General features: G+C 59.0%; 22 protein-coding genes. 10 read left to right on the forward strand and 12 right to left on the reverse strand.

Going from position 1 to position 25,754, the window contains the following annotated elements; all coding sequences use genetic code 11:
* Window positions 1–120: 120 nt before the first annotated feature.
* The 9 genes from FKG94_RS03775 to FKG94_RS03815 form a co-directional block, all read right to left on the reverse strand.
* The gene (locus tag FKG94_RS03775) at window positions 121–2,118 is read right to left on the reverse strand and encodes a TonB-dependent receptor plug domain-containing protein (RefSeq protein ID WP_142902856.1); all 1,998 of its coding nucleotides are present in this window, start codon (window positions 2,116–2,118) and stop codon (window positions 121–123) included.
* A 43-nt stretch (window positions 2,119–2,161) separates the two neighbouring features.
* A complete protein-coding gene (locus tag FKG94_RS03780; RefSeq protein WP_142902857.1) occupies window positions 2,162–2,383 on the reverse strand; it encodes a helix-turn-helix domain-containing protein in 222 nt (73 codons plus the stop codon).
* A 15-nt stretch (window positions 2,384–2,398) separates the two neighbouring features.
* A complete protein-coding gene (locus tag FKG94_RS03785) occupies window positions 2,399–2,929 on the reverse strand; it encodes a DUF2975 domain-containing protein (protein ID WP_142902858.1) in 531 nt (176 codons plus the stop codon).
* Window positions 2,930–3,476: 547 nt separating this feature from the next.
* Entirely contained in the window at window positions 3,477–3,785 is a 309-nt protein-coding gene (locus tag FKG94_RS03790) for an ArsR family transcriptional regulator (protein WP_142902859.1), read from the reverse strand.
* A 4-nt stretch (window positions 3,786–3,789) separates the two neighbouring features.
* Window positions 3,790–4,980, reverse strand: a complete 1,191-nt coding sequence (locus FKG94_RS03795) for an ABC transporter permease (RefSeq protein WP_142902860.1) — start codon at window positions 4,978–4,980, stop codon at window positions 3,790–3,792.
* Between the two features lie 5 nt (window positions 4,981–4,985).
* A complete protein-coding gene (locus FKG94_RS03800) occupies window positions 4,986–6,143 on the reverse strand; it encodes an ABC transporter permease (protein WP_142902861.1) in 1,158 nt (385 codons plus the stop codon).
* A 73-nt stretch (window positions 6,144–6,216) separates the two neighbouring features.
* The gene (locus FKG94_RS03805; RefSeq protein WP_142902862.1) at window positions 6,217–6,897 is read right to left on the reverse strand and encodes an ABC transporter ATP-binding protein; all 681 of its coding nucleotides are present in this window, start codon (window positions 6,895–6,897) and stop codon (window positions 6,217–6,219) included.
* Window positions 6,898–7,005: 108 nt separating this feature from the next.
* Window positions 7,006–8,247 (reverse strand): efflux RND transporter periplasmic adaptor subunit, encoded by a 1,242-nt coding sequence (locus tag FKG94_RS03810; protein WP_142902863.1) that lies wholly within the window; start codon window positions 8,245–8,247, stop codon window positions 7,006–7,008.
* A 286-nt stretch (window positions 8,248–8,533) separates the two neighbouring features.
* Complete coding sequence (locus FKG94_RS03815) at window positions 8,534–9,322, reverse strand: ABC transporter ATP-binding protein (protein WP_142902864.1); 789 nt, start codon at window positions 9,320–9,322, stop codon at window positions 8,534–8,536.
* Window positions 9,323–9,450: 128 nt separating this feature from the next.
* Here FKG94_RS03815 and FKG94_RS03820 point away from each other — a divergent pair, with 128 nt between their 5' ends.
* Window positions 9,451–11,898, forward strand: coding sequence for a putative bifunctional diguanylate cyclase/phosphodiesterase (locus tag FKG94_RS03820; RefSeq protein WP_142902865.1), 2,448 nt, complete (start codon window positions 9,451–9,453; stop codon window positions 11,896–11,898).
* 22 nt (window positions 11,899–11,920) lie between these two features.
* Here FKG94_RS03820 and FKG94_RS03825 read toward each other — a convergent pair whose 3' ends face one another.
* Complete coding sequence (locus FKG94_RS03825; RefSeq protein ID WP_142902866.1) at window positions 11,921–14,161, reverse strand: TonB-dependent receptor; 2,241 nt, start codon at window positions 14,159–14,161, stop codon at window positions 11,921–11,923.
* 469 nt (window positions 14,162–14,630) lie between these two features.
* Here FKG94_RS03825 and FKG94_RS03830 point away from each other — a divergent pair, with 469 nt between their 5' ends.
* The 3 genes from FKG94_RS03830 to FKG94_RS03840 are packed head-to-tail and all read left to right on the forward strand — an operon-like array spanning window position 14,631 to window position 18,087.
* On the forward strand, window positions 14,631–16,454 hold the full coding sequence (locus FKG94_RS03830; protein WP_142902867.1) for a thiamine pyrophosphate-binding protein: 1,824 nt from the start codon (window positions 14,631–14,633) through the stop codon (window positions 16,452–16,454).
* A gap of 8 nt (window positions 16,455–16,462) precedes the next feature.
* Window positions 16,463–17,281: a citrate synthase family protein gene (locus FKG94_RS03835; protein ID WP_142902868.1), complete on the forward strand. Its 819-nt coding sequence runs from the start codon at window positions 16,463–16,465 to the stop codon at window positions 17,279–17,281.
* Window positions 17,278–18,087 (forward strand): citrate synthase family protein, encoded by an 810-nt coding sequence (locus FKG94_RS03840; protein ID WP_142902869.1) that lies wholly within the window; start codon window positions 17,278–17,280, stop codon window positions 18,085–18,087. Before FKG94_RS03835 ends, FKG94_RS03840 begins: the two co-directional genes overlap by 4 nt.
* Window positions 18,088–18,114: 27 nt before the next feature.
* Here FKG94_RS03840 and FKG94_RS03845 read toward each other — a convergent pair whose 3' ends face one another.
* On the reverse strand, window positions 18,115–18,942 hold the full coding sequence (locus tag FKG94_RS03845; RefSeq protein WP_142902870.1) for a type 2 periplasmic-binding domain-containing protein: 828 nt from the start codon (window positions 18,940–18,942) through the stop codon (window positions 18,115–18,117).
* 329 nt (window positions 18,943–19,271) lie between these two features.
* Between FKG94_RS03845 and FKG94_RS03850 the strand changes: the two genes are divergently transcribed.
* The 4 genes from FKG94_RS03850 to FKG94_RS03865 all read left to right on the forward strand — a co-directional run bounded on the left by FKG94_RS03850 (window position 19,272) and on the right by FKG94_RS03865 (window position 22,426).
* A complete protein-coding gene (locus FKG94_RS03850) occupies window positions 19,272–19,697 on the forward strand; it encodes a DUF4345 domain-containing protein (RefSeq protein ID WP_142902871.1) in 426 nt (141 codons plus the stop codon).
* Between the two features lie 284 nt (window positions 19,698–19,981).
* A complete protein-coding gene (locus FKG94_RS03855; protein WP_142902872.1) occupies window positions 19,982–20,440 on the forward strand; it encodes a hypothetical protein in 459 nt (152 codons plus the stop codon).
* A gap of 94 nt (window positions 20,441–20,534) precedes the next feature.
* On the forward strand, window positions 20,535–21,875 hold the full coding sequence (locus FKG94_RS03860) for a sensor histidine kinase (RefSeq protein WP_142902873.1): 1,341 nt from the start codon (window positions 20,535–20,537) through the stop codon (window positions 21,873–21,875).
* 80 nt (window positions 21,876–21,955) lie between these two features.
* Window positions 21,956–22,426, forward strand: a complete 471-nt coding sequence (locus tag FKG94_RS03865) for a YaiI/YqxD family protein (RefSeq protein ID WP_142902874.1) — start codon at window positions 21,956–21,958, stop codon at window positions 22,424–22,426.
* Here the strand turns inward: FKG94_RS03865 and FKG94_RS03870 are convergent.
* The gene (locus FKG94_RS03870; RefSeq protein WP_142902875.1) at window positions 22,407–22,586 is read right to left on the reverse strand and encodes a hypothetical protein; all 180 of its coding nucleotides are present in this window, start codon (window positions 22,584–22,586) and stop codon (window positions 22,407–22,409) included. The genes FKG94_RS03865 and FKG94_RS03870 overlap by 20 nt on opposite strands.
* Window positions 22,587–22,819: 233 nt before the next feature.
* On the opposite strand from FKG94_RS03870, the gene FKG94_RS03875 reads away from it, so the two are divergent.
* Window positions 22,820–24,274 carry a sodium/proline symporter gene (locus FKG94_RS03875; RefSeq protein ID WP_142902876.1) on the forward strand — a complete coding sequence of 485 codons (1,455 nt, stop codon included), beginning with the start codon at window positions 22,820–22,822 and terminating at the stop codon, window positions 24,272–24,274.
* A gap of 180 nt (window positions 24,275–24,454) precedes the next feature.
* Window positions 24,455–25,714 carry a CaiB/BaiF CoA transferase family protein gene (locus FKG94_RS03880; protein ID WP_142902877.1) on the forward strand — a complete coding sequence of 420 codons (1,260 nt, stop codon included), beginning with the start codon at window positions 24,455–24,457 and terminating at the stop codon, window positions 25,712–25,714.
* The last annotated feature ends 40 nt before the right edge of the window (window positions 25,715–25,754 follow it).

A 25,754-nucleotide genomic window follows, 5' to 3' on the forward strand; every position in this document is an offset into this window, starting at 1 on the left:
CTTAATCAAGACCAATAGAACCGGGGCAGTGATTAGTAAATTGGCGCAGAACCCTCTAAGCAACACTACCAAAAGTAGGCGCTCTAAGCGCAAGCAGGCACCTGAGACGAGTGCCATTATTTACAGCCCCTGAAATGAAAAGTTGATGCCCACGGCGACAAAAAACGGAATACCCTCCTCGTCGTCGGCCAGTACCGTGCCGGCACCACGTAGCGGGTATCGGCGCCGGGCCGCGTTTTCCCGATCGACCACATTGAGTATATCCACGTAATAGAGCACCTCGCCGAAACCGTATTGCGAGGTTTTCTCAACGCGAATATCGAGTCTGCTGTAGTCGCCCAGCCTCTCGCTGAAAGGCTCCCCAAACAGCGGCAGCGGTGCGCCGGTGTCCGGATCCGCCGTCATACCGGCCAGCGGCGTAAACGGATCGCCGCTCTGGAAACGGTATTTGGCGCCGAGCTTCCAGCCGTGGTCGAAGGCATAGGTGGCGGCAACGGTGGCGCTGACCGGCGGCGCGAATCGATTGTCAACCTCCAGACCCCGGCTCCGATCCGACACCGAGCCGTCGCTGAACGACAGTGCCGCCCAGCCGTAAAAGCGCGAGCCAATCGGTCTGGCCAGGAGTATATCAAGGCCGTAAGTTTCACCTTCAAACGCGCGCTGTAAGCCCGTGCCAATCAATTCGGTGCGCTCGAAATCTTTGAACCAGATTTCCGTCTGCAGGCGCCAGCCGTCGGCCCGGTCCCAGCGCTGTCCGATCAAAGCCTGAGTAGAGCGCTCACTTTGCTGCCGGTCAGCAAGTAAATTGAGAATCAACAATTCCTGCGGCTGTGGCGCCACATGGTGTTGCCCGGCCCGCGCGTAGAGTTCCCATTGATGGGTGGCGCGGTAGAAAACGTCGGCTCTCGGTTCAATAAAACGCTGGTCCAGAAAGTGGTCCTCGGCGGCGTGTAAACCCAGCCCCAGGTGCAGCCGATCGCTGATGGCAATACGGTCACCGGCATAGAGCTCAGTGTTTCGCAAGGTGGCATCGAAACGCGCCGGGACGGCGGCGAAGACGCCACCGCAGTTTTGCTCCAGGCGATCGCAGAGCGGAACCGAGCCGCGAAAATCGAGACGGTTATCCCCTCGAGCCAGGTTGACACCGGCGGCCAGTTGATGGCGCCCGGCGGTGTGAGACAGCTCGCTGCGCAGGGCGAGGACCTGCGCCTGCCGCCGGATAAAACTGCCGTTGACCTGGCGCCGGTGTGTATCGATATCGGAGTGGGACAGGGTAACGGCAAGCTCGGTGTGCTCAGACAGCTGCGAACGAAAACCCACTGCCCGGGCGTCCAGTTGCCGGGTTTCCTCTTCGCCCAGCACAGCAGACAAGTTCGACTCCCTGGCCACCTCCTCAGTGCGATCCCAAGCGCCGAGCGCCGTCAGCGTCAGGGCCGTGTGATTGCCGCGCCAGATAAGGCGACCGCTGTAGTCGTCGCTCCTCGGCATGCGAAACACAAGGGCATCGTTGCCCCGCTCGAATTCCTCGAGAAACAGATGCGCCAGGTTGCGCCGGTAGCTGCCGTAGACGGCAACGCTGTCCGTTACCGGGGTCTCCAGCAACAGGCCTGATTTCAACTGGCCCAGGTCGAGCTTGAGATGGCGCTCGGACGCGCTCGGATCGCGCAGCCCGATATCGATAACCCCGCCGGTGACATTGCCGTAGCGCGGCGCAAAGGCCGCAGCGTGCAGGTCGAACGTGCGAATGACATTCGGGCTGACAATCGAGTCGCTGAGTTCGTGAAACAGGTTCTCGACCGGAATACCGTCGATCAGAAACAGGTTGTCTGCCGGTCCACTGCCGCGCACCACCGGCGCATCGAGGTCGCCGCCGCCAAAAGTGATGCCGGGCAGCGCCAGCAGCGCTTTCAGCGGATCGTTGACATCGCCGGGCGTCGCCAGCAGGGACGCCGCGTCGGGGGCCATCAGCGAAGCATCCGCAGTGGTCTCGACCGCGGTGACAATGATTTCCTCAAGCTGTGGTGCCGTCGCCCCGGCGGCCACCGGCAGACTGCCACCACTCAGAGACAAAAGCAGTCCGGCGCAGCTCAGCGCCGTGCGGCGGCTGTTCTGGTTCATACTGTGATTCCTGTTTGGATGCTAAGCCGGCGGCGCTGCGGATTCAGTCTTCATCGGGTGTATCCTGAACAAACTCGAGGATATCGCCCGGCTGGCACTCAAGCACCTGGCAAATCTTGGCCAGGGTTGCAAAACGCACCCCCTTCACCTTGTTGGTTTTAATGGTCGACAGCGCCTGCTCGGTCAACCCGATCGCCGCCGCCAGTTCTTTCAGCCGCATTTTGCGCTTGGCGAGCATCACATCGAGATTGACAACAATCTTCACAGGCTCTCCGAGCGCCTACAAAAACGCGGCGTTTTCATCTTTTGCCTGCTTGCCCTCCGCAAAGACATGGGCGACGAACACCAACAACAGCCCCATAAAGAGAGCCTGTAATTCCTCACTGCCAAGGCGAATATCGAGGGTTCCTTGATGGGTTGGGTCACTCAACGAAAAGATGACAATCCAGCCCGTGCGCTGAACAATGCCGATAAATACCATCGCCAGAGTGACCCAGGCAAAACGTCGAAAACCGTTGACGGCGCGCGCCGACAGCGATCTGCCGGCCACCGCCTCCTGAAACGTCTGACGCAACCCCAACAGGCCGTAAGCCTGCACTACAGCCCCGAGCAGAGCCAGCGCAAACCCCGCCAGCCGTGCGCCGACACCGAGATGGGTGAGGTCGAAGGCATAGCCGAGGTTACCGGCGGCAAATGGCGCCAGTTTTGTCCAGAACAGCCAGATTGCCGCCGCTGACAACGGCAGGGCAATGGCCGCCAGGAGCGTTATTAAAGCGAGAAATTCGGCTAGACGATAACGAGCGACAGGCATAGACTTAACCTTGGTTTTACTTTTAAAAATTAAAGTAACACTTTAATTATTTAAACTCAAGAGTTAATTTTCTTGAAGCACTTTAGATCGCACCCAGCGCTGCACCGCCGCCATCAGCGAAGGCGGTACCCTAGTCGGGTGGTGCAGTGGATGGCGCCGGGCGTAAACACCACAAGCAAGCCTTGATTAAAAAAGTGCCGGACGAACGAACGGTTTTTTGACGAAGCAGTGCCAGCCGCGAAGGATCATTCAGAACCCTCACGGGACGCCTGCAACTTTGCTACTTGAGAGCACATTGCCGGGCTGGCACAACGCGGCAAATTTTAAGTAAGTTGCTAAATTGCAGGCGTCCCTCAAGACTGGGGGGAGGGCCATCCGGCACCACCCCGTCCCTGGTTGGGCAGATGCTGCAAGCTGGGATGTCGAAGCCCCCAAATAGTAGTGGCGCGGTGTAGGATCAACGCGCCCAGAGTTTACACTCCCTGTTACGGTTTTCTCGATACGAAACAAAATATGCAGGAGGTAAGGCCCGGCGAAGCACCAGGCCTTACGGCTCCGGTTCACAACTGAACATGGGCGGGTCGATACGCGTACTTTTACACTGTGGGCACTTGCCCGGCTTTTTTACCCGATGCCGCGATTCAAACACGTAACCACATTTGAGACACTGCGCCGGAATCACCTGCAGCGACTTGTACTTTTTCAAGCTCTCGAGATGATCGTACAGCTCCGCCTCGGATTTACCCATCTGTTTGGACAACTCACCAATCGTGAGTTCGCGGCCACCCAGCAGATTCACAATCTCCTGCCTGAGGGTTTCGCGCCGCTCCGGCGGCGCCTTTTCTCTATCGGCCACGCACCTAGGTTTCCCGCAAAGCCAGCGCCACCGGCATGCGCGCGGCTCGCACAGCCGGGAGGAGTCCCCCCAGCAGACCGATCAGCATGGCGACCATGACGCCCTGCACCACCAGTTCGCCGGTCACCGCAAAATCAAAGACCACCTGGCTGAAGCTGGCGCCGTTGATGGTCGATACCGTGTAGCCGTTAAAGATGACATACACCGCCGCCGCGCCCAGCCCGCCGCCGATCAGTGCCAGAATCAGGGATTCAATCAACGTCGATATCGCCACCGGGACGGCACCAAAACCCAACGCCCGCAAGGTGGCAATTTCCCGGGTGCGGGCCGACACCGAGGCGTACATGGTATTGATAGCGCCAAACACCGCACCGAGACTCATCAGCACCGCCAGCGGATAGCCCAGCACGCGGATAAACTTGCTCAGCGGCTCGGACTGCTCCGCCGAATACTCCGACTCCAGCTTGATATCCACATCCAATTGCGGATTCGCGGCCAGTGCCCGCTTCAGGGTCGGCAGCGCATCCGTGTCCGCCAGTTTTACCCGCACGCTCTGAAAAGAGTTGCCGCGGCGATAGGCCGGTTGCAAAACGCGCACATCGCACCACAACTCCGATTCGTTGACGCCACCGCCCGCTTCAAACACTCCCACCACCTGCCAGTCAAGCTGGCCGAAGGTAACCGTGGAGCCCACCTCGAGATTGGCAAACTGAGCCTGGGCACCCTTGCCCACAATCAGTTCATGACGGCCCGGTTCAAAATTGCGGCCCTCGATGATTTTCACATTCTCACGCACCGCAAAGGCACCCGGCTGCACACCGCGCAGAGGTACATTGGCAGAGGTGTTGGTCGCGCGTTTGGGAATATCGACGATAACGAACAGTTCCGCCGAGGTTATCGCGCGGCCGTCCTCGCGCAAAATGCCCGGGGCGTCGGCAATAAGTTGAGTTTGATCATAACCGAGACCGCTGTTGAGTTCCGCGGTGGCACCGGAGCGCATCACCAGTGCCACGTCGTCCGCCGTGGCACTGAGCATGGTTTTTTCAAAACCGGCCGCCATGGACAAAACCGCCACAAAAACACCGACCACACCGGCCACGCCGAACACCGCCACCGACGAGGCCCCCAGGCGCTGGCGAATATTGCCCAGATTCATCAGCGACATAACAACTAATTGAGATATCCAGTTAAACATGGCAATCAACGCCTCCCCAGTGCGCTGACGATACTCAAGCGCATTCCCTGTAACGCGGGAAATATTCCCGTGACAAAACCCAGCGCTACGCTCAACAGCGCACCGCTGAAAACAATAGAGGTGGGCATGGCAAAGCCCGGCAAAAACGCCTGCAGATTGGCCTGGGCACCGGAGATAAACAGCCAGGCCAGACCGACCCCGGTGAGACCGCCCGCCACCGCCAGCAGGATGGACTCCGCCAGCACCATCAGCAGGATGGAGGCACCCGAAAAGCCGATGGTCTTCATTACCGCCAGCTCCGGTATCCGCTCGCGCACCGACTGCGCCATGGTATTGCCCGCCACCAGCAACATGGTAAAGAACACCGCCGCCAGGATGGCGCTGACGATAGCACCGATATCGCCGAACTGCTTGGCAAACGATTCCACAAACACTTTTTCGGTGCTGGTTTTGGTCTCCGCCGAGGAGTTGGCAAACAGCATATCGATTTCATCGGCTACCCGGTTGGCCACCTCCGGGCTGTCCACCCGCAGGATAAGCCAGCCGACCGTGCCTTCGCCGAACGCCCGCGCCTCATCGAAATAGTCGTAGTGGAAAAACATGGTGCTGGTATCGACCACCTGCCCTTCCCTGGCCTCGTAGATACCCTCGATCACAAACTCCCAGACCCGCTCGCCGTCTTTTTTGTCGTAGAGCGCTTTGAGGGGAACCCGGTCTCCCACTTTCCAACCAAAGCGCTCCACCAGCGAGCGGCCCACCACCGCGCCGAGCCGGTTTTTGCGCCAGGCTTCCATCTGCTCCGGCGGCAATACAACCGTGTCGTACATGGCGAAGTACTCCTCCGCCACCACCGGAAATTGTGGAAACTGGTTTTTCGGGTCCTGGTAATAGCCGCCGAACCAGGTGGCGTGGGTGACATCGGCGACCCCCTCGACCGACCTCACCTTGTTGACATAACTGTAGGGCAACTGTTGTATCAGTGAGGTCTTGTGAATAGTGATCAGGCGGTCGGCGCCGGCCAGGTCCACACCCATGCTAAACGCGTAGTTCAGCGTCCCCAGGGCGGCATAGAGTATAAATGCCACCACGATCGACAATACAGTTAACAGTGTTCTGGTTTTTTTGCGCAGCAGATTGCGCCAAACAAAATATAAGTAAGCCATTTTTCTCCCTCCCCCGGCACTCGGTTTGAACGCGCGCCGCTGGCACGGCAGCCGTCAAACCGATTATCGGCTATCAGTGTTCCAGCGCGCCTTTGTTCAAATTGAGCGTGTGCTTGGCATGATCCGCCGCCTTGGGATCGTGGGTGACCATTATGATGGTCTTGTTTTGCTGTTCGTTCAAATCCCGCAGCAGGTCCAGAATTTCATCGGCCGTGGCGCGGTCCAGATCGCCCGTCGGCTCGTCGCACAACAGCAACGTGGGATCGGAGACGATGGCGCGGGCGATGGCCACCCGTTGCTCCTGGCCGCCGGACAACTCCGACGGATAGTGTTTGGCCCGATCCTGTAACCCCACCAGCGCCAAGGCCGTATCCACATGCTGTCTGCGCTGCTTCTTTGAGAGCTTGGTCAACAACAGCGGCAGCTCCACGTTGCGCTCGGTGGTCAACACCGGCATCAGATTGTAAAACTGGAAGATAAACCCGACATGTCGGGCGCGCCAGCGGGTGAGCTGACCCTGGCTGAGTTTGTCGATCTGATCACCGTCGATTCTGAGACTTCCCGAGGTCGGGCTGTCGAGGCCGCCGAGTAAATTCAGCAGTGTCGATTTACCGGAGCCGGAGGGCCCCATCAGGGCGAGGAAATCGCCGCGTTTTATTTCCAAATCCAGGCCCGACAGTACCTTCACTGTCTCTTTACCTTTGCGATAAGATTTTTCAATCTGCTTGAGGTCGACCAGAATATCCTGTTCCATGTTCACACCTTTTTTGCATCTGTTTTAATTTTGGTAAAGCCGCTCGTTCGCGACGCAGCTCTTTCAATAAGGCAGCCCTCCCGACGAGGCAACTGTGCCGTGCCGCCGTCAGTTTGGCGCCACCGCAGCGCCGTCATAAAGCGCCTCGGGTACTTCGACGACATAGCTCTCGCCGGGCTGCAATCCGGATAGCACCTGGCGCCGCCTGCCGTTGCGATCGCCGACGGTCACGGCGCGGCGTTCGGCCACATTCGCGCTCACCACATAGATCGCGTAACCGTCATCGTCGGTTACCAGCGCCGAGTCCGGCACCTGGATACCCTCGGGTTTGGCCGCCGGTGTCGCGGCACCGGCCGGCGCTGCCGGCTGGCTGCCGCGAAACGCCACCCTTACGCCCATATCCGGCAAAATACGCGGGTCCAACTGATCGAAACCGATGCGCACCCGCACCGTGGCCTTCTGCCGATCGGCGGTGGGGACAATGGCGATGACCTTGGCTGGAATTTTCCAATCGGGATAGGCCTCGAGGCTGGCCTCCACCACCTGCTTGGGAAATACCCGCTGAATGTATGCCTCGTTGACATCCACCTCGATTTCCAAAGAATCCATATCCACAATGCTGCAAATACCGGTGCGGGTAAAACCGCCGCCGGCGGACACCGGCGATATCATCTCGCCGGGTTGGGCGTTTTTGGTCACCACCACACCGGCAAACGGGGCCCGCAACATCAGGTCGTCGAGGTCTTGCTGTCGCAGCGCCACTTCCCGTTCAGCGGTGACAACCTCCGCCCGCCGCGTGGCCAACTGCGCATTGAGTGAATCGTATTGAGCCTGAGCGGCGTCGAGTTCTGCCTGGCTGGTCAGTTTGCGGCGGGTCAACTCCGCCACCCGGCGCAGGTTGAGCTGTGCTTCGGTGGCCCGGGCCCGCGCTTCCAACACCCGGGTCTTGGCCGTTGCCAGACTGGCGGTCGCCAGATCGAACCGGCGGCGCAGATTGACATCGTCGAGCCGGGCAACCACCTGTCCCTCCTCCACGGCCATGCCCTCTTCCACCAACACCTCCAGCACTTTGCCGGTGACTTTTGAGGAGACGGTAGCCTGGCGCCTGGCGGTGACATAGCCGGTAGCATCCAGCACACTGTTGCCACCGGTCTGTAACAGAGATACCCGCGCCATCTCGACATTCACCGCAATGACCTGCGGTCCGGAAAAAAACCAGTAGAGCAGTCCCGCCAGGACCAGCGCCAATCCGACCAGTCCTCCCCAGAGGCCATAGCGGGGGGAATCGGTTTCCGCGACGTCGCGATTGATGCGCAACTGAGAAAGCAACTCCGCGTTGTTATTCGCCATTACCAAACCATCTCCATAGGTAGCATTTTTTTACAACGTATCCCTGGCAAGCTTCCGCAGTAATCGTTCAGACTTGAATCGCACCTCTTTAACCAAATATGTGCGAATTGATCGGTCTGGCCTCCATGGGGACAATAACGCCGCCACGGCGCGCCCTGGCGACTCACACCAACCCGAGCAGATGGTAACGAAAGTACTGCACAAAGCAATACGTTTAACCTTTATTAACAGACTCACCGGCAACAGATTAGCGGTTTAACAGACCAGCGGTTACCCGCCCACTCCGTCAAGCCGGAATCACCCGGTAATACCCGTCGCGCTCAAGGACCCGCAGCGGCGTGCGGTACAACTCACTGAGTACGGCATCGGTCAATACATCCCGCTTACGGCCGCGCTCAACTACCTTACCCCCGGCCACCAAAACCACCGTGTCGACCTCGGGAATAATCTCTTCAATATGATGGGTCGCCAGCACCAGCGCGGTACCCGTGTCACTGAGCCGGCGCAGCGTGCGCAACAATTCGAATGCCGCGCCGATATCCAGACTCGCCGTCGGCTCGTCGAGAATCAGCGTTTGCGGTTCGTGGATCAGCGCCCGGGCCAGCAGCAACCGGCGCTGTTGGCCGGTGGACAGATGCATGAACATGCGCTCCCTCAGCGCGACCAGCCCCAGGCGTTCAAGCAGCGCCTCGACCCGCTGCAACTGCTCGGCACTCGGTTGCAAATGCCGGTACATACCCACCGATCCGAAAAAACCCGACACCACCACATCGAAGCCGGTTGCACAAGCCAGGTAGCCGGCTTGCAGATCATGGGAGACAAGACCGATGACTGAGCGCAGCCTACGGATGTCGATCAGTTCGCGACCCAGCACCCGGATATGGGAATCGGGCTGCACCACAGGGTAAACTTCCCGGGTGATCAGCTTCAACAACGTGCTTTTACCGGCGCCGTTGGGGCCCATGATAGCAACGTTTTCCCCCCGCTCAATATCCAGCGAGAGCCGCTCAAATACCCGGGTTTCACCCCGGTAAACAGTGGCGTTGACTATCTCCAATAACTTGTCGCTGTGCATGGGCGCCGCCCTCGTTGATCGCCGGTTTTGCGCGGCGTTTGAACCGTCCCTATTGTGACCAGGGGAATGAATAGGGTACTCTTTTACTCACCGCCCCTGTCACCCTGGAAGGATATAAGGGCAGCCTTATGAGGATTGAGTTTTTTAACCGCATCGCCTTCAAACTGATGCGTTCAAGCCTGGCTATCGCCCTGACCCTGGGGGTCATCGTTGCCCTGGTACAGGTCTACATGGACCTGAGCGACCAGCGCCACGCCATCGACAACAACATTCAGGAAATTTTTCGCGTTACCGAAAATCCCGCACAGCGGGCTGTTCATCTTTTGGACAGCACGCTGGCCGGCGAAGTCGTCAAGGGACTGGAATACTACAACTTCCTCACCTACGCCGCCATTCTCGATGATAAGAACCAAATCATGGCCGAACACCGCCGGGAGCCGGGCCCCTCAGGTACGCTGTGGCTCACGCAACTGCTGATGGACGAAATCAAACAGTATGAACTCGACCTGATTTATAGCGATGGCACCTACGAGGGACGCATTGTACTGCGTATCAGCAACGACCTGGCGCTGGCGCCTTTCTACGCCCGCTCCACCACTATTTTCATCTCCGGACTGCTGCGCAATATGAGCCTGGCGCTGGTGCTTATGGTGCTCTACCACTACGCGTTGACCCGCCCGTTGATCCAGATTTCCAACAAGTTCTCCACCATCCGCCCGGACCACACCGAGGGCCGGCGCATCGACCACGTCAAAGGTCACAAGTCGGACGAACTCGGGCAGATTGTAGAGGCCGCCAATGCCTTTATCGCCACCCTCGAGGAGCGCCAGACCGGACTGACCCAGAGCGAGCAGCAGTTGCGCATTATCCTGGACGCCAGTCCGAACCAGATCTTTGCCGTCAATAAAAGCGGCGAGTTTGTGTTCCTGAATATCGCCACCGAGAGGTTCTACGGCCAGGCGCACGGCAAACTGATCGGCAAAAACTACTACGGTATTCACAAGGCCATCAGTGACAAGGAGGCCAATGCGATCCTGATCAACATCAAGCGAGCCGATTCGGACAAGCGCAAAAGTCTCGACATGGAGCAACGCCTCACCGATGCCAAGGGCGTCGTCTTCGCCATGCAGATGTCGTATATCCCCTTCGACTTTTACGGCGAATCCTGCGTGCTGGTGATCGGTGCGGATATCACCGGGCGGGTCGAAGCGGAGGAACGGGTGGAACACCTGGCCTACTTCGACACCCTCACCGACCTGCCCAACCGCAATATGCTCTACGACCATTTGAAAATGGATATTTCCCGCTGCCGCCGCACCGGCTCCTACGGCGCGCTGCTGTTTATCGACCTGGACGACTTCAAGCGTATCAACGATACCCTCGGGCATTCGCTCGGCGATCAGTTACTGCTGCAGTTGTCGCAACAGATGCAGTCACAAAAACGCCAGACCGACACCCTGGCGCGGCTCGGCGGCGATGAGTTCATTCTCAGTCTGCCTGATTTGCACAACGATATCGATTTTGCCAAGCAGCAGGCGACGGAGCTGGCCAAGCGGCTACTGGACAGGATCAGCACCCCGATCACACTGGAAAACCGCGAGTTCATTATCAGCGCCAGCATCGGCATCGTCATCTATCCCTACGGCGAGAGCGACACGGAATCACTGCTGCGCTTCGCCGACACCGCCATGTACAAAGCCAAACAAAGCGGCCGCAATTGCTGCCAGATTTTCGAGGAGTCCATGGCCACCGAGGCCAACAACCTGGTGCAGTTGGAATCTGAACTGCGCACCGCCATTCAGAGCCAGCAGTTTGTGTTGCGGGTACAACCGATCATCGACGGCCAGTCCGGTAAGCTGGCGGCGGCCGAGGCGCTGATCCGCTGGAACCACCCCGAGCGGGGGATGGTGTCGCCGCTGGAGTTTATCGGCTTTCTCGAAAGCTCGGGCATGATCAGGGAAGTGGATCAACTCGTTTTTGTAGAGGTGTGCCAGTACATTCACGCCCTGCGCAGTACCGGTGAAATGCCCGAGGAGTTTCGCTTTTCGGTCAACCTCAGCGCCAGCACGCTGCACCGCTCCGATTTCGTGCAGCGGGTGGAATCCACGCTGGCGCAATACAACCTGCCGGGTACCTGCATCGAGTTCGAGATTACCGAGGGCGCCGCGCTGCAGCGACTCGATGAAGTCATCCAAAAACTGAAAGTCCTGCAACTGCAGGGCCTCACCTTTGCGCTGGATGATTTCGGCACCGGCTACAGTTCACTCAGCTATCTCAAGCGCCTGCCCATCAACAAAATCAAAATCGACAAGTCCTTCATCAAAGACCTGATCTTCGATCCCCAGGACGAGGCGCTGGTGGCGTCGGTCATCGCCATCGCCGATACGCTCAACCTGCGCGTGGTGGCCGAGGGCGTGGAGTCAGAGGATCAAGCCGCCTGGCTGAATTGTTACAGCGATATCTGGTACCAGGGCTACCTGTTCGACAGGCCGCTGCACCCGGAGGCGTTCAGGGAAAAATACCTGCAGCCGCAGCAAACCCCCAGGCTGGTGACCGATAACGTGCTCAAATACTGAGAATACCGAGCCGGCATTCGCATCAAAAATGATAACTCAGGCGCAGCCCCCACTCCCGCGGGCGGGCATAGTGGCCTTCAGAACCGCCGGATGCCGCCAGTTCGGTGGAGCCGCTCAACAGGTAGGTTTTGTCGGTGAGGTTGGTGACGAACACCTCCGCGCCCAGGCGCCCGCCCGCATCCTGCCAGCCGAGTGCGGTATTGACGAGTGTGAGGCCGCCCTGGGCGATCGCCTCGACATTGGTCGGGTCGTGGTAGACCTTGCTTTTATAGCTCGCATCCAGGGAGAACTGCACCGAGCCGTACTCACCCAGACCCCAACGGTAGCGCCCGCTCATGTAGATATTCCAGCGCGGGGTGCGCACCAGTTCCTTATTCCTGTCCACCGCCACACCCGGGTCCAGTTCTGTGTAACGTCCGTCCAGATAACCGGCGCCGGCCTGCACTGCCAACCCGCGGGAATTTTGCAGCGCAAGTTTTAACTCGGCGCCGGTAATGCGCGCCCTGGCAGCATTGTTAATCACCGGGATCAGCACACCGGTATCGCCGGACAAGACCGTAAACTGCATATCCTCGTAATTGCTGTCAAACAGCGCCGCCTCCAGCACCAGCCCGCTGTACCCGAGCCGGGCTTTGAAGCCCAATTCCAAGCTGGTGACAGATTCGGGGTCGAACTGGTCCACCGGACCGGGAAAGATCTGCCGCCCATTGTAGCCGCCGCTCTTAAAACCGCGGCTGGCACTCAGGTAGACCAGGGTATTGTCATTCCACTGATAGTCCAGACTCAACATGGGTGAAGTGTTAGTCCAACGATCGGAGACTTTAACGGGGCCGACAAACTGCACACCGGAAGCCAGGGCAAAGTTGTCGACCCGGAACACCTTTTTCTCGGTCATGGCGCGCAGTCCGCCGGTGAGACTGGCCCGGTCCGTCAACTGCCAGCTCAACTGCGAAAACAGCGCGCGGCTGTCGGTAACCTGATCATTGTTGACCTTAAAATCAAAATCCAGATCGGGTCTGCCGGTCGCCTGAAACAATCCGGAAAACAGAAAACCCTCCGTCAGGTTGACGCCGTGCTCGCGCAGGTAATAGGCGCCCGCCAGCCACTGCAGACGCCGCTCGAACGCCGCACCCGCCAGCCGCAACTCCTGTGAGAACTGCCTGTGGTCGTCGCGGTTGATGCTGTGGCCGTAGCGCAGCGGCGAATTATCCGGGTCTCTGGCGTAGTCGGCGTTGAGGCGCCGGTAACCGCTGACAGCGCTCAGTTGAGCCCAGTCCAAATCGTAATCCAGCGCCAGTGACAGACCCGTTATATCCAGGTCATCCCGGCTCGGTCCGGTCTGGAAAGTCGTGAACGGATCGCCGGTGAGCCAGCGCGCATCCCAGGCGGTGCCGAGGGGCGCGGCCACCACCGCATTGTAGAGGTCCTTCAACGGGGTGGAATCCACCACCGCCAGGAGACTTTGGGCAATGGCCTCCTGGCGCTGGTGAGTGTGGTCGATAAACAAACGGATATCGGCGCGTGCGGACGGTTGGTAGGCAAGACCGGCACGCAGGGTCCGGCGGTCGATATCGCCCAGGTCGGCGCCGCCCAGCAGGCGCTTTACATAACCGTCGCGGTGCTCCGACAACACACTCAGGCGACCCTGCAGATTATCAGCCAGGGCGCCCTCGACGGCGGCGTTGAAGTCCAGTCGATTGGCCTCACCGGAGATCAGTGACAAGTGCCCGCCCGCCTCAATGCCGGGGACCCGCGAATGGACGGAGATCGCCCCGCCGATGGTGTTTTTACCAAATAACGTGCCCTGCGGCCCGCTCAGCACCTCGACCCGATCGATGTCCACCAGTTCCAGCACACCGCCAATGGCGCGCGAGATATAGACGCCGTCGAGATAGATACCCACACCCGGATCTGTGGTCAGCAAAAAGTCATTCTGTCCGACGCCGCGAATAAAGACGGTGGCCGCATTGCTGCTGCCGGCCAGCGGCGCGGTAGCTGTAAAATCCATATTGGGAGTAAGTGCTCCCAAACCGGCAATATCATCCAGAGTCGGTGCCGCCAGTTGTTCACGGGTAAAAATGGTGAGCGCGACAGGCACCGCCAGCGGCTGCTCCTCGCGCTTGCGCGCGGTGACCACGACTTCCTCCAGCGCAGCAGCCGGTGGCGCACTGCGCGAGGCGTGGGAGGGCAACGGGACCGGCAGCAGCGCAAGACAGCAGACGCAGTAAGACGCAGCGAATACACTTTTTATTATCATGGCCATTTTTATCTATCACCCGCCCGGCATGGCGTCGGCAGAAGCATCGGGAGGTCGCTACGTTAGCACAGTATCGGCGGTGGGCCCATCATATTCCCCGCACGCGATCCCGACACCAGCCGCGCCAATGGATTTTTGGAAACACAAAAACGCTTTTTTCACAGTGAAGTTTTTCGCAATGTATAGGCTATCTTTATATTATTTAAGAATATAAAAACATTTTTTAATTTCATAAACGACGAAATGATTTTGATAATAGTAAGCGCTTACATTCCACGCCGGCCAAACCTAAAAAGGGGTATTGAAAATAAGTGCACTCAGCGGGTCACTGTGCCCCATGCAGATACTTAAAGGTAGCAGCTCGATCAACCCCAATGGCCACTTCGGACGGTGGCATGAAAAACAACATTAGTCTATATTTCGCGCTTTCCGCACCCAACGCGAAGGAACCCTCCTCTTCGAAGGCGTAAAAGCCATGCTGAAACCCGTTAAACACCCCCAAACCCCAACCCCGCAACGGCGGTCCGTTGTCACCAGACTGGAGCCTCAGGCAACGCCGGCCGCCGACGAAAGTACCTATGCCGACATGATTGTGGAGTATCTCGAACGGCTGCATATCGATACCGTTTTTGGCGTTCCCGGCGGCGCCATCGAACCCTTCCTGAATGCCCTGGCCCGCTCCGAGCGGCGCGGCGGGCCCAGACTGGTCGTCGCCCGGCACGAGTGCGGCGCGGCTTTTATGGCCGACGGCTACTACCGCGAAACCGGCAAACTGGGCGTAGTCTGTGCAACCACCGGTCCGGGGGCAACCAATTTAATCACCGGTATCAGCTCGGCGCTGGCCGATGAGGTACCGATACTGGCCATCACCGCGCAGACCCCGCTGCCCAAGTTCGGCAAGCGGGCGCTACAAGAATCCAGTTGTACCGCCATCGATACCGTGGCGCTGTTTCGTCACTGTACCCAGTTCAATACCCTGATCTCCCATCACGAACAGTTCGAGAGCAAACTGGTATCGGCCATCATGGCGGCCCACCGGCTCCCCAGGGGACCGGTCCATATCAGCATTCCATCGGACATCCTGCGCACACCGGCCCAGATCAGGCCCCACATACACTCAGATTTGCTGGTCCACGACTTTTCCGTCTCGGATGAAACAGCGATCGACCGCCTGTGCGAGAAGCTCGGCCAAGTGGACACCATCGCCATGTATATCGGCAGTGGCGCCGGCGCCGCCAGCAACCAGATCATGGCGTTTATAGAACTCACCGGCGCCGCCTTCGCCACCGGCCCCATGGGCAAAACCTGGGTCGATGAGACCCACCCGCAGTATCGCGGCGTCTACGGTTTTGCCGGCCACGACAGCGCCAAAAGACTGTTTCAAGATCACGAAGTCGACCTGGTTCTGGCAGTGGGGGCGGCGCTGGACGAACTGGGCACCAGCGGCTGGAACAGCGATCTGCTCAACACCAAGTTGGTACACATCGATTCGTCGGTCGAACACTTTACCCGCTCGCCCATGGCCAACCTGCACGTGTTCGGCAATCTCGATACGATTTTTTCACGGTTGCTTGAGAATGTCGCCACTGCGCGTCGCTGGGGTCGCACCTGGCGCACCTCGGCGGGCAGCGGCGAGGCAAACCTGCTGGGCAACTTCGTGACTCTGAAAGAGGCGGAAAAATGCCTGAGCGACGCAGTACCGGTTAAACCGCAACGCCTGATGTCGTATCTGACATTCAACCTGCCGACCCAGGCACGGGTGTTTGTCGACGCCGGCAATGCCTGGTCGTGGGCGACGCATTACCTGACCAGCCCCAGCAACCAGGGTTTTTACCGCCTGGCCATGGGCTATGGCTCCATGGCCTGGGCCATCGGCGCCGCCGTCGGCAGCGCCGCCGGTAATCCGAAGGCCCCGACTCTGTGCCTGGTGGGCGACGGTTCATACCTGATGGGTGCGCAGGAGATCACCGTGGCGGCACAACACAAGTTGGCGGTGGTGTTTATGGTGCTGAACGACGCCGCCCTCGGTATGGTGATGCACGGCCAGAACATGGGCGGCCAGGAATCCATCGGCTGGCAACTGAACCGCATCGACTATGCCGCCATGGCCGAGGCGATGGGCATTGAAGGTATTGTCGTCAACACCCCCCATGAACTGGAATCCCTGGATATCCATCGGCTGTTTGCAAAAAAAGGCCCGACCCTGATCGATGTGCGTATCGACAGAGACGAACAACCACCGATGGGTGATCGCATCAAAGGCCTGGCGGTAAACGGTTCGGCCACGCCGGGGGGATAAGTAAAAAGATGTCTTCGACTTCCGCCAATGTGCGCAGCCGCGGTGAAAAATTTACACCGCGTATCGAAACCAAAATCACCCGCGAAATACCCGCTGCTCACAACCCGTATCTGGTCCGGCAGTCCCGCCTTCACGGCTATGACCACCTCGAACTGATGCGCGATCACGAACTGTCCGACGTCATCTTTCTGCTGTTTCGCGGCGAGCTGCCCGATCACCACGAGCGCCAGCTGTTCCGGCGATTGATGATCGGACTGATCAATCCCGGTCCGCGCCATCCGGCCACCCAGGCGAGTATCACCGCCGGTGTCGGCAAGACCATGAGTGTCAATGTGCTGCCGATAGCGCTGTCCATTTTCGGCGGTGAATTTGACGGCGCGGCAACAGTGGAGGACGCAATGCGCTTTTTGCGCCGCGCCAGTCGCAAACCTGCACGCGACTGTGCTGAGTCAGATGCGACACAGCTGCCGGGCTTCGGTACTCTCTACGGCGACCCGGACCCCTACGCGGAAAAACTGCTTTACACGCTGGTCGATGAACAGGCGGGCAAAATACTCCGCTGGGCGGCGCAACTTCACGAAGCACTGCGATCGGGCCACCTCGGCATTTTGAAAAGCGGCCTGTGCGCGGCGGTGTTGGCAGACCTGGGCTTTCAGCCGCGCCAGGGCAATGGCCTGATGCAATTGATGGCCGCCCCGGGCCTGCTGGCTCACGGTGTGGAGTTCGCCAACAAGCCGCTGACCAGTATGCTGTTCGAGCCGGACGACTGCTACGAGGTTGCGTATGCGTGCACGCCTGCGCGCCAGTCCGCGGAGCCGACCTCGTGAATTATCAATCGTGGCAGCAACTGCGGGGCAGGATCAAAAGCAAGAAGGGTATGTGGCGCATCGGCGCGGGGGTGGAAAGCCACGGCTACGACCTGATCAATGAACTGGTCGGCCACTACTCCTATATGCAGGTGGTGGTGCTCAACGCCACCGGGCGCATGCCGAGTAAAGGGCTCGCCGACTGGTTCGAGGCGGTGCATATCTGCCTGAGCTGGCCCGATCCGCGCATCTGGTGCAACCGCATCGGCGCCCTAGGCGGGGCGAGCGGCGCCAGCGTGGTCGCCGCCACCAGCGCCGGCATTATGGCGAGCGACTCCCGCGCTTACGGTATACGACCCATTGTCGAGGGCATAGAGTTTATCCAGCGGGCCCGTCGCGAGGTGTCGGCACCGGCGTTGAGCGCGGCCGAGTTCGTGGCCCGGGAGGTAAAGAAACACAATGGTAAACCCTACTTAATGGGTTATGCCCGTCCGGTGGCCAAGGGTGACGAACGCATCCCTGCGCTCGAGCGGGTTGCCCGACAGCATCACTTCGAAACCGGTCCCCATCTGCGGCTGGCCTACGAAATCGAGGCACTTCTGAGCGCGCAGTTTGACGAGTCAATGAATATCAACGGCTATGTATCGGCGTTTTTATCCGATCTCGATTTCAGTGCGCAGGAGGTTTATCGCATTTTTTCCGCCGTGGTGTTCAGTGGTATCACCGCCTGCTATGTCGACACCGCCGATCGGGAACCGGGGCACTTCGCACCTCTGCAAGTGGCGGACATCGAGTACACGGGAAAAGAGGATCGGGAACTTGGCTGACCCGGCACCGGCGTGGTGATATCGCCGCTAAAGTACAACCTCGACATGCGGCCCCAGAATGTTACGCAGCTCGCCGGACTTTTTCAGTCTTTCGAGATACTGATCAAACTGCGCCACAAATCTGCGCGTCACCGGGCTCTCGTGACAAATAAGTGATGCGCCCTCATCGCGAAACAGCGCCAGTGATTCGTCGTAATGGGGTGGGGCCAGGGCCAGGGCATCGGCCGCCAGCAACACATCCGGCGTAAAACCCAGGATGGCATCGATGCGGCCCGCCTCCAGCATCCGCACACGGACTTCCTCGCTGGGTGTGGTTTCCACTTTGACGGTGAGCCCCTGCAAAAAAATCTCCGGATCGAGGCCGTTCCACAACGCCACCCGCCTGCCGTTTAACTGTTGGAGGTCGGTTATTTTGCCGGCCCCGGCACGGGTAAAAACTCTGAGACTGATCTGATCGACCGGCGCCGAAGCCACCAACGGCATGGACGCAAGGTGCGGCACCGCCATTTTTATCGCATTCATCGACGTCGGGAAAAAGCAACCGGAACCCTCGGCAAAGCGGCGCATTACCCGGGTCAGTGGCCGCACCACCAGTTCAAACTCCAGGCCCATGGCCGCCAATTGGTGGAACAATTTATTGTACTGCTCCTCGCCTCGTTCCTGAAGGCGATAGTTCAATGCGTGGCCGTAGATGCGCACCTTCGCTGCAGCCGCCTCGTTCGCCCCATGTACCTCACCTGTGTCCGGATTAACATCCGCATGCGCGGATCGAACAGCGGCAAGGCTGCAGACCAGAACCATCGCCATGGTCACGCTGAGGTATTTTATGGGCGTACGCTCTTGTGTGTACGACAAACTCACCACCGCTGAATTAAAATCGATCGATTTAGCTCGAAGAATCTACCGATCCCGTCTCAATAAATCAAATGACATTTCTTTTCTTAACACTGCAGTGCTGCACCCGTGATCGGTCCCGTCACCGCCATGTTCACCTGCGCGATGCCGGCTCAAACAACGGGCGACACGCCTGCGGGTGACCGTCTGTTTACCGCACCACTGGTGTAAACACGAACGGCGGTTTACTGAAGTCGCCCGAGCACCATTACCTCAGGGGTAATTGAGGCAACGCCAAAGTTTTATACCATTACCATTTCCAGCCTAAGCTCAATTAAAGGAACACCACTATGACCCGACGCAAATGGTTACTCGCAATCACCGGTGCCGCCAGCATACTGTTCGGCCTGTTCTCACTCACACTGCCGGGCAATCTGGCGGCAACGCTGCAACTCCAACCCCTGGCGCCGCCGGCTTTTATCGAGCTGCGCGCTGCCTATGGCGGCATGTTCCTGGGCCTGGGCCTGTTCTATCTGTGCGCGGCCTATCGCGCCCACTACCAACTGCCGGCGCTGTGGTCCGCCGCGGCGCTGATCGGCGGCCTGGCGGCGGGACGCGTGATCGGTTTTATCGCCGACGGCAGTCCGGACGCAGTGCAGTACGGGGCACTGGTTTTCGAAATAGTAGTGCTCAGTGTTATCGCCTGGAGCATGCGCGGCGATACCGCCGGCGACGGACACCACAGTGGCAACAGCCGCCGTGCTGTTACCACCTGAGCGCGGGGACACCGGCGTCGGGCTGGCCGGTAGCGGCAACACCCGACGCCTGAAACCAGACCCAAAGCCACGCCCGTAACAGTCGCCAAACCCTCAGCGGCAAATGATTTTTGCGCCACCCACCCGATCGGCGCCACTCGTCGCCGCCGTTCATTCTGAACTTCGGTGCTTTTTTATCTTGGTCTGCGCCGGCAAAACGCATAAACTGGACTACATATCGACAAAAATTTCCGCGCGTCCTGAATGAACGGATGGTCCGCTAACCGATAAATTGAGGTGTTTTGTTGCAACACTCCACCCACCTGTTGTTCCTCACATCCACCCGGTTTTGGGTGCGGTTGTCACTCCCGTTGGGCCTCGCCCTGTTGCTCAGCCTGAGCGGTTGCGTCACCAGCGGGCACGAGCGCGTGTCGTTTTTCCGGGCCGTCTCCACCCACGACGGCTACACACTGAGGGAATTGCAGGGTGAGGTCGAAATGGCCATTGAGGAAATCGGCTATGCGCCAGGCAGCGGCGGCAAATGGAAAAGCCGCGGCGGCGGCAACTACATTGTGCTGGAACGGGAAAACGCCCTGCAGCCGACTATCGATATTGCCGTCTATGCCGAGTCCCCCACCACCGGCCTGCGCGAAGTGCTGACAGAGGAGGTGTCGCTGGCCCTGACCACCAAGCTCGGCCGCCGCATGAAGCGCGGCGAAGTCAAAATACTGAAAGGCTTCAATAACACTTTTTCCAGTATTTGATTGCCAGATCTGCTATGGTCAATAGAGGTTCCATGCACCGTGGGACCTCCGTCCCACCCACTCAGGGAGGCATGCGACCCAGCATCATTGAAGGATGTTCGACCTAACCCCCAGACAGGCTGAGGAAATTCGTCATCAGCAGGTCCGCATACTGTATGACCGTTTCCCGCAAGCGCTTATCGCCACGGTCATTAACTCAGGACTGATCTCCGTCGCACTCTGGCAAGTTATCGCGCACCCGGTTTTGATCGGCTGGCTGCTGGGTCTGCTGGCGACCACACTCCTACGCCTGTTGCTATACCTGCAGTATAAAAAGCAACAACCGGCGGCATCCGCCGCCGTTGTTTGGGAACGGCGTTTTTTAATCGGCGTGATCGCCAGCGCCGTCATCTGGAGCAGCGCCGGCGTTTTGTTGTTTGCCCAGCACTCGGTATTACACCAGGTTTTTCTCGCCTTCGTGGTGGGCGGTATGAGCGTCGGCTCTGTAACCAGCCTGTCGTCCCGCTGGCCGATGGCACTGTTGTTTATTCTTCTGGCCACGACCCCGATCAGTATCCAGTTTCTGAACACCGATGACCGGGTATTGATCGTTATGGGTTTTATCTATGCAATTTTTTTCCTGTTGATTCTGCGCCTGGCGCGCGACTTTCACCTCAACACCAAAGAAAACATCACCTTGCAGGTACTCAGCACCGACCGCGCCCGGCAACTGGAAGTGGCAAAACAAAACGCCGAAGAAGCCAGCCAGGCGAAATCGACTTTTCTCTCACAAATGAGCCACGAATTCAGAACACCCCTGAACGCCATCATGGGTTTTGCCCAAATTATACAACTGGCCGCAGCCGACGATGAAAAACAGCGAGCGCGGCGCGAGCGGGCGGCCAAAGAAATACTGGTGGCCGGCGAATACCTGGAGCGCCTTATCGAAGACGTGCTCGACCTCGCCGCCGTAGAGAAACATCGGATTAAGGTGCAACTGGAACCGGTGGAGGCCTGCGCGCTGGTGCAGGAGTGCGCCGGCTTACTGGCACCGCTGGCGGAGGAGCACGGCGTGACGCTGATCGTCAACGAGTGCCCCGGCGTCGTGATGGCCGATCCGACCCGCGCGCGCCAGATACTGCTCAACCTGATCATCAATGCCATTCAATACAATCGAGATCAGGGTAGCGTTACCCTGCACACCCACTTCCTGGCAGATAAAAAAATCCGCTTCAGCGTCGCCGACAACGGCCCGGGTATTGAAGCTGCAGCCCAGGACAACCTGTTCGAGTCTTTTCAACACCTGGGAAAATCCGGGGCCAAGAGCATAGGCATCGGCCTGACCATAGCCAAATCCCTGACCGAACTGATGCATGGCAGCATCGGCGTCGATTCCACTGAGGGCCGGGGCAGCACCTTCTGGATCGATCTGCCGAGTGCCTCGATTGACTATTAGCGCCGGCCCCGGTAATCGAGTATTTCAAACCGCAGCGGCGGTTACCACCTCGAGCGCTTTATCCTGTAGCATAAAACACTATGAGTGAACTAAAGATTTGGGTAGATGCCGACGCCTGCCCCAAGCCCGTCAAAGAAATACTGTTTCGCGCCGCCGCCCGGGTAAAGGTGCTGACCACTCTGGTGGCCAACCAACCCCTGGCGATACCGAAGTCACCGTATATCCGCGCGCTGCAGGTCGGCAGCGGTTTCGATGTCGCGGACAACCTGATCGTGCAGGAAGTCGAGCCCGGCGACGTGGTGATTACTGCGGATATTCCCCTGGCGGCGGAGGTGGTCGAAAAAGGCGCGGTAGCGCTGAACCCCCGGGGCGAACGCTACACCAGCGAAAATATTCGCCAGCGGCTGCAAATGCGTGACTTTATGGAAGAGATGCGCAGTGCCGGACAGGTCTCCGGCGGGCCGCCGCCCTACGGCCAGACGGAGCGCCAGGCCTTTGCCAATGCCCTGGACCGACTGCTGGCGACCCGTATCAAAAGAAAAAATGCCTGATCGCCTGCAACACCAGCAGCAGCGCTATCAATGGCAGGATATACCGGCTCATTTTGCTGATATCGGCATCGGACTGCTTACCCCCGAAACGCTCGATCAAAGGCACCGCCACTATCAGCAACAAAAACAGAACCCCCAGAATAATCAGTAAATTTCCCATACGGTGTAATACTCCTGTGTTTTTGGTCCGCGCACTGGTACCAATAGTACCAGACCGATCGCATCCGGCGGCGCCGGCAGACCTGATACAACGATCAAATATAAAGGTATACCAATAGATCATTTATAGCGATAATCGCATAGTGGCTATCCGGCAGTTGGCTTTTGCCCGCCGGGCGGGCATGCTTGACGAAAAAAACAACTGACCGGCGCGGGCCGGCACCCGGTATCGCGATGGACACAAAAGTCGTATTGATCACCTTGGTGATCTACAAACTGGTACTTATCACCATTGGCCTCTGGGCGCAGCGCCGCACCAAAAGCCAGGAAGACTTCTTTTTGGGGGGGCGGGCCCTGGGGCCGGTAGTGGCCTCGATCAGTTATGCCGCCAGCGCCGCCTCCGCCTGGACCCTGCTGGGTATGAGCGGGGCCGCCTATATGCTGGGTCTTTCGGCCCTGTGGATTGCACTGGGTGTGGTGATCGGCTGCGCCATCAACTGGTGGTGGCTGGCGCCGCGCATGATGCGCTACAGTCACCGGCATCGGGTGCTGACGCTGACTGAATTCCTGGTTCACACCGCCACGCCGGACCGCAACCCCTTTCGCCCGCTCACCGTCAGGGTGGCTTCCCTGATCCTGCTGGTCTCCTTTCTTTTTTATATCGCCTCCCAATTCCAGGGTGCCGGCAACACCTTTGCCACCACTTTCGATCTGGGCATGGCCGACAGTATCCTCCTCGGCGGACTGATCATTATGATCTACACGTTGCTCGGGGGCTTTTGGGCGGTGAGTCTGACCGATACGTTACAGGGCCTGTTGATGGTGACGGCCGCCATCCTGTTGCCCTTGAGCGCACTGCTCGCCGTGGGTGGCTTCGAGGGTTTCGGCGCGGGCCTGGCCCGGTTCAGCAGCGCCGACCAGTTGAGTTGGACCGGCCGCCATACGGGGCTGCTGGCCATAGGTATCGTAGTGGGTTCACTGGCCACCGGCACCGGTACCTTCGGGCAACCGCACCTGCTCACCCGTTTTATGGCGCTGCGCGACGAGCGCGCCTGGCGCCAGGCGCGGCTGTTGGCGGTAGGCTGGTATGCCACAGTCTTTGCCGGCATGTGCTTTCTCGGCCTGGCGGGCCGGGTGCTGGTACCGGCAATCGACAACCCCGAAACCATTTTCATCCATCTCACCAGTGAATTGTTTCCGCCCCTGGTAAGCGCGATCGTGCTGGCGGCGGTACTGTCAGCCATTATGTCCACCGCCGACAGCATGCTACTGGTGGCCGCCTCCGCGGTATCCTACGACCTGGGTTTGAGCAAAGTCTTTCCCAACCGGCGCCTGTTGATCTCGCGCCTGGCCATCGGGGTACTGTGCCTGCTCGCGATAGTGGTGGCGATCGCCTTGCCGGCCAGTATTTTCGACCGCGTCCTGTTTGCCTGGATCGCCATAGGGGCGGCGTTTGGACCCCCCGTGTTTTTCCGCCTGGCCGGTGTCGAGGTAAAACCCGGGGCTGTCTTCGCCGCCATGTTGACCGGTTTCACATTGGCGGTGGTTTTCTATCTGTTGCCCAATACTCCGGGGGATATCGCCGAGCGTTTGTTGCCGTTTTGCGCCGGGCTGCTGGTGTTGTGGTTTGGGCGCCAGACGCCCGGGATGAAGCCTGCGGTCACAGACAATTTGGTGTCCACTAAGTAAATTGCGAATGCCCGGTAGCACTCAAAATGTATTGGGCCCGTGTTAGGCGGCACTCCCACTCGTTAAAAAACAATCATGATCGCGCCACTGCACGCAGCAGAGCGTATCGGTTATTTGACTCCGATACCGGATTGATGGCACCTTGCCGCCTGAACAATCTCTAACGCAGACGCTTATTCTATGCAGGCAAAAAAGAATCCTGAAACCACCCCCTCCACACCGAATACACCACTGGCAGGCTTTCGCGTGCTCGATATGAGCCGCGTACTGGCAGGTCCCTGGACGGGGCAGATACTCGCCGACCTCGGAGCCGAAGTGATTAAAGTGGAGCGCCCGCAAACCGGTGACGACACCCGCCAGTGGGGACCGCCGTTTCTCGACAACCAGCACGGCGACGACACCGAATCCGCCTACTACCTGGCCGCCAACCGCGGCAAGAAGTCCATCACCATCGATATCACCCAACCCGAGGGACAGGCACTGATCCGCCAGCTCGCCGGAAAGGTGGATGTACTGGTGGAAAACTTCAAAGTCGGCGGCCTGGAAAAATACGGCCTCGACTACCCGTCGCTGCAACCGCTCAACCCGCAACTGGTGTACTGCTCGATCACCGGCTTCGGCCAGACCGGTCCCTACGCCCGGCGCCCGGGCTACGACTTCCTGATCCAGGCCATGGGCGGCCTGATGAGCATCACCGGCCAACCCGACGGCAGCCCCGGCGCCGAGCCGGTCAAAGTCGGTGTCGCCATCACCGACCTGGTCACCGGCCTGTATGCAGCCATCGCGATTCAGGGCGCTCTGCTGGAACGGGTGCAATCGGGCCTGGGCCAACATATCGACCTGGCGCTGCTGGACACATCGGCAGCCATCCTCGCCAACCAGGCCACCAACTACCTGGTCGGCCATCAGGTGCCGCGACGACTCGGCAATGCCCACCCGAATATCGTGCCCTACCAGGCCTTTGCCACCGCCGATGGCCATATCATCATCGCGGTAGGTAACGACAAACAGTTTGCCAACCTGTGCCGGCTGTTAGGCATTCCCGAGTTGGCCACAGACCCCCGTGCCAACACCAACCCGCAGCGGGTGAAACACCGCGAATTCGTTATCGAGCAACTGGCGCCGGCGATGCAGCAACATACCAGCGAGGCACTGCTGAGTGCCTGCGAACAGGCTGATGTGCCCTGCGGCCCCATCAACACTATTGAGCAAACGTTCGACGATCCCTCAATCCTGGCGCGAGGTATGCGGCTGTCGCTGCAACACCCCCACAACGACGATCTGCAACTGCCGGGCAACCCCATTAAGATGAGTCGCAACCAACTGGTACAGAATCACCCGCCGCCTTTGTTAGGACAACATACCCGGGAAGTCTTGAGAACACTGCTCGACTGCGATGCCGAAACCCTGCAGAAGCTGGCAGACAAGCAAGTCATTTGACACCAGCATCATCACAGGCGCCGGGATTACACGCCGTTCT

It is taken from the genome of Exilibacterium tricleocarpae (assembly GCF_007004655.1).
In the GTDB taxonomy this organism is placed as follows: Bacteria; Pseudomonadota; Gammaproteobacteria; order Pseudomonadales; family Cellvibrionaceae; genus Exilibacterium; species Exilibacterium tricleocarpae.

Excerpts from the sequence above, each read along its gene's own strand:
- FKG94_RS03775 (WP_142902856.1), bottom strand. The coding sequence starts at position 2,118 with ATGAACCAGAACAGCCGCCGCACGGCGCTGAGCTGCGCCGGACTGCTT.
- FKG94_RS03785 (WP_142902858.1), bottom strand. The coding sequence starts at position 2,929 with ATGCCTGTCGCTCGTTATCGTCTAGCCGAATTTCTCGCTTTAATAACG.
- FKG94_RS03795 (WP_142902860.1), bottom strand. The coding sequence starts at position 4,980 with ATGTTTAACTGGATATCTCAATTAGTTGTTATGTCGCTGATGAATCTG.
- FKG94_RS03800 (WP_142902861.1), bottom strand. The coding sequence starts at position 6,143 with ATGGCTTACTTATATTTTGTTTGGCGCAATCTGCTGCGCAAAAAAACC.
- FKG94_RS03805 (WP_142902862.1), bottom strand. The coding sequence starts at position 6,897 with ATGGAACAGGATATTCTGGTCGACCTCAAGCAGATTGAAAAATCTTAT.
- FKG94_RS03810 (WP_142902863.1), bottom strand. The coding sequence starts at position 8,247 with ATGGCGAATAACAACGCGGAGTTGCTTTCTCAGTTGCGCATCAATCGC.
- FKG94_RS03815 (WP_142902864.1), bottom strand. The coding sequence starts at position 9,322 with ATGCACAGCGACAAGTTATTGGAGATAGTCAACGCCACTGTTTACCGG.
- FKG94_RS03820 (WP_142902865.1), top strand. The coding sequence starts at position 9,451 with ATGAGGATTGAGTTTTTTAACCGCATCGCCTTCAAACTGATGCGTTCA.
- FKG94_RS03825 (WP_142902866.1), bottom strand. The coding sequence starts at position 14,161 with ATGGCCATGATAATAAAAAGTGTATTCGCTGCGTCTTACTGCGTCTGC.
- FKG94_RS03830 (WP_142902867.1), top strand. The coding sequence starts at position 14,631 with ATGCTGAAACCCGTTAAACACCCCCAAACCCCAACCCCGCAACGGCGG.
- FKG94_RS03835 (WP_142902868.1), top strand. The coding sequence starts at position 16,463 with ATGTCTTCGACTTCCGCCAATGTGCGCAGCCGCGGTGAAAAATTTACA.
- FKG94_RS03850 (WP_142902871.1), top strand. The coding sequence starts at position 19,272 with ATGACCCGACGCAAATGGTTACTCGCAATCACCGGTGCCGCCAGCATA.
- FKG94_RS03860 (WP_142902873.1), top strand. The coding sequence starts at position 20,535 with ATGTTCGACCTAACCCCCAGACAGGCTGAGGAAATTCGTCATCAGCAG.
- FKG94_RS03865 (WP_142902874.1), top strand. The coding sequence starts at position 21,956 with ATGAGTGAACTAAAGATTTGGGTAGATGCCGACGCCTGCCCCAAGCCC.
- FKG94_RS03870 (WP_142902875.1), bottom strand. The coding sequence starts at position 22,586 with ATGGGAAATTTACTGATTATTCTGGGGGTTCTGTTTTTGTTGCTGATA.
- FKG94_RS03875 (WP_142902876.1), top strand. The coding sequence starts at position 22,820 with ATGGACACAAAAGTCGTATTGATCACCTTGGTGATCTACAAACTGGTA.
- FKG94_RS03880 (WP_142902877.1), top strand. The coding sequence starts at position 24,455 with ATGCAGGCAAAAAAGAATCCTGAAACCACCCCCTCCACACCGAATACA.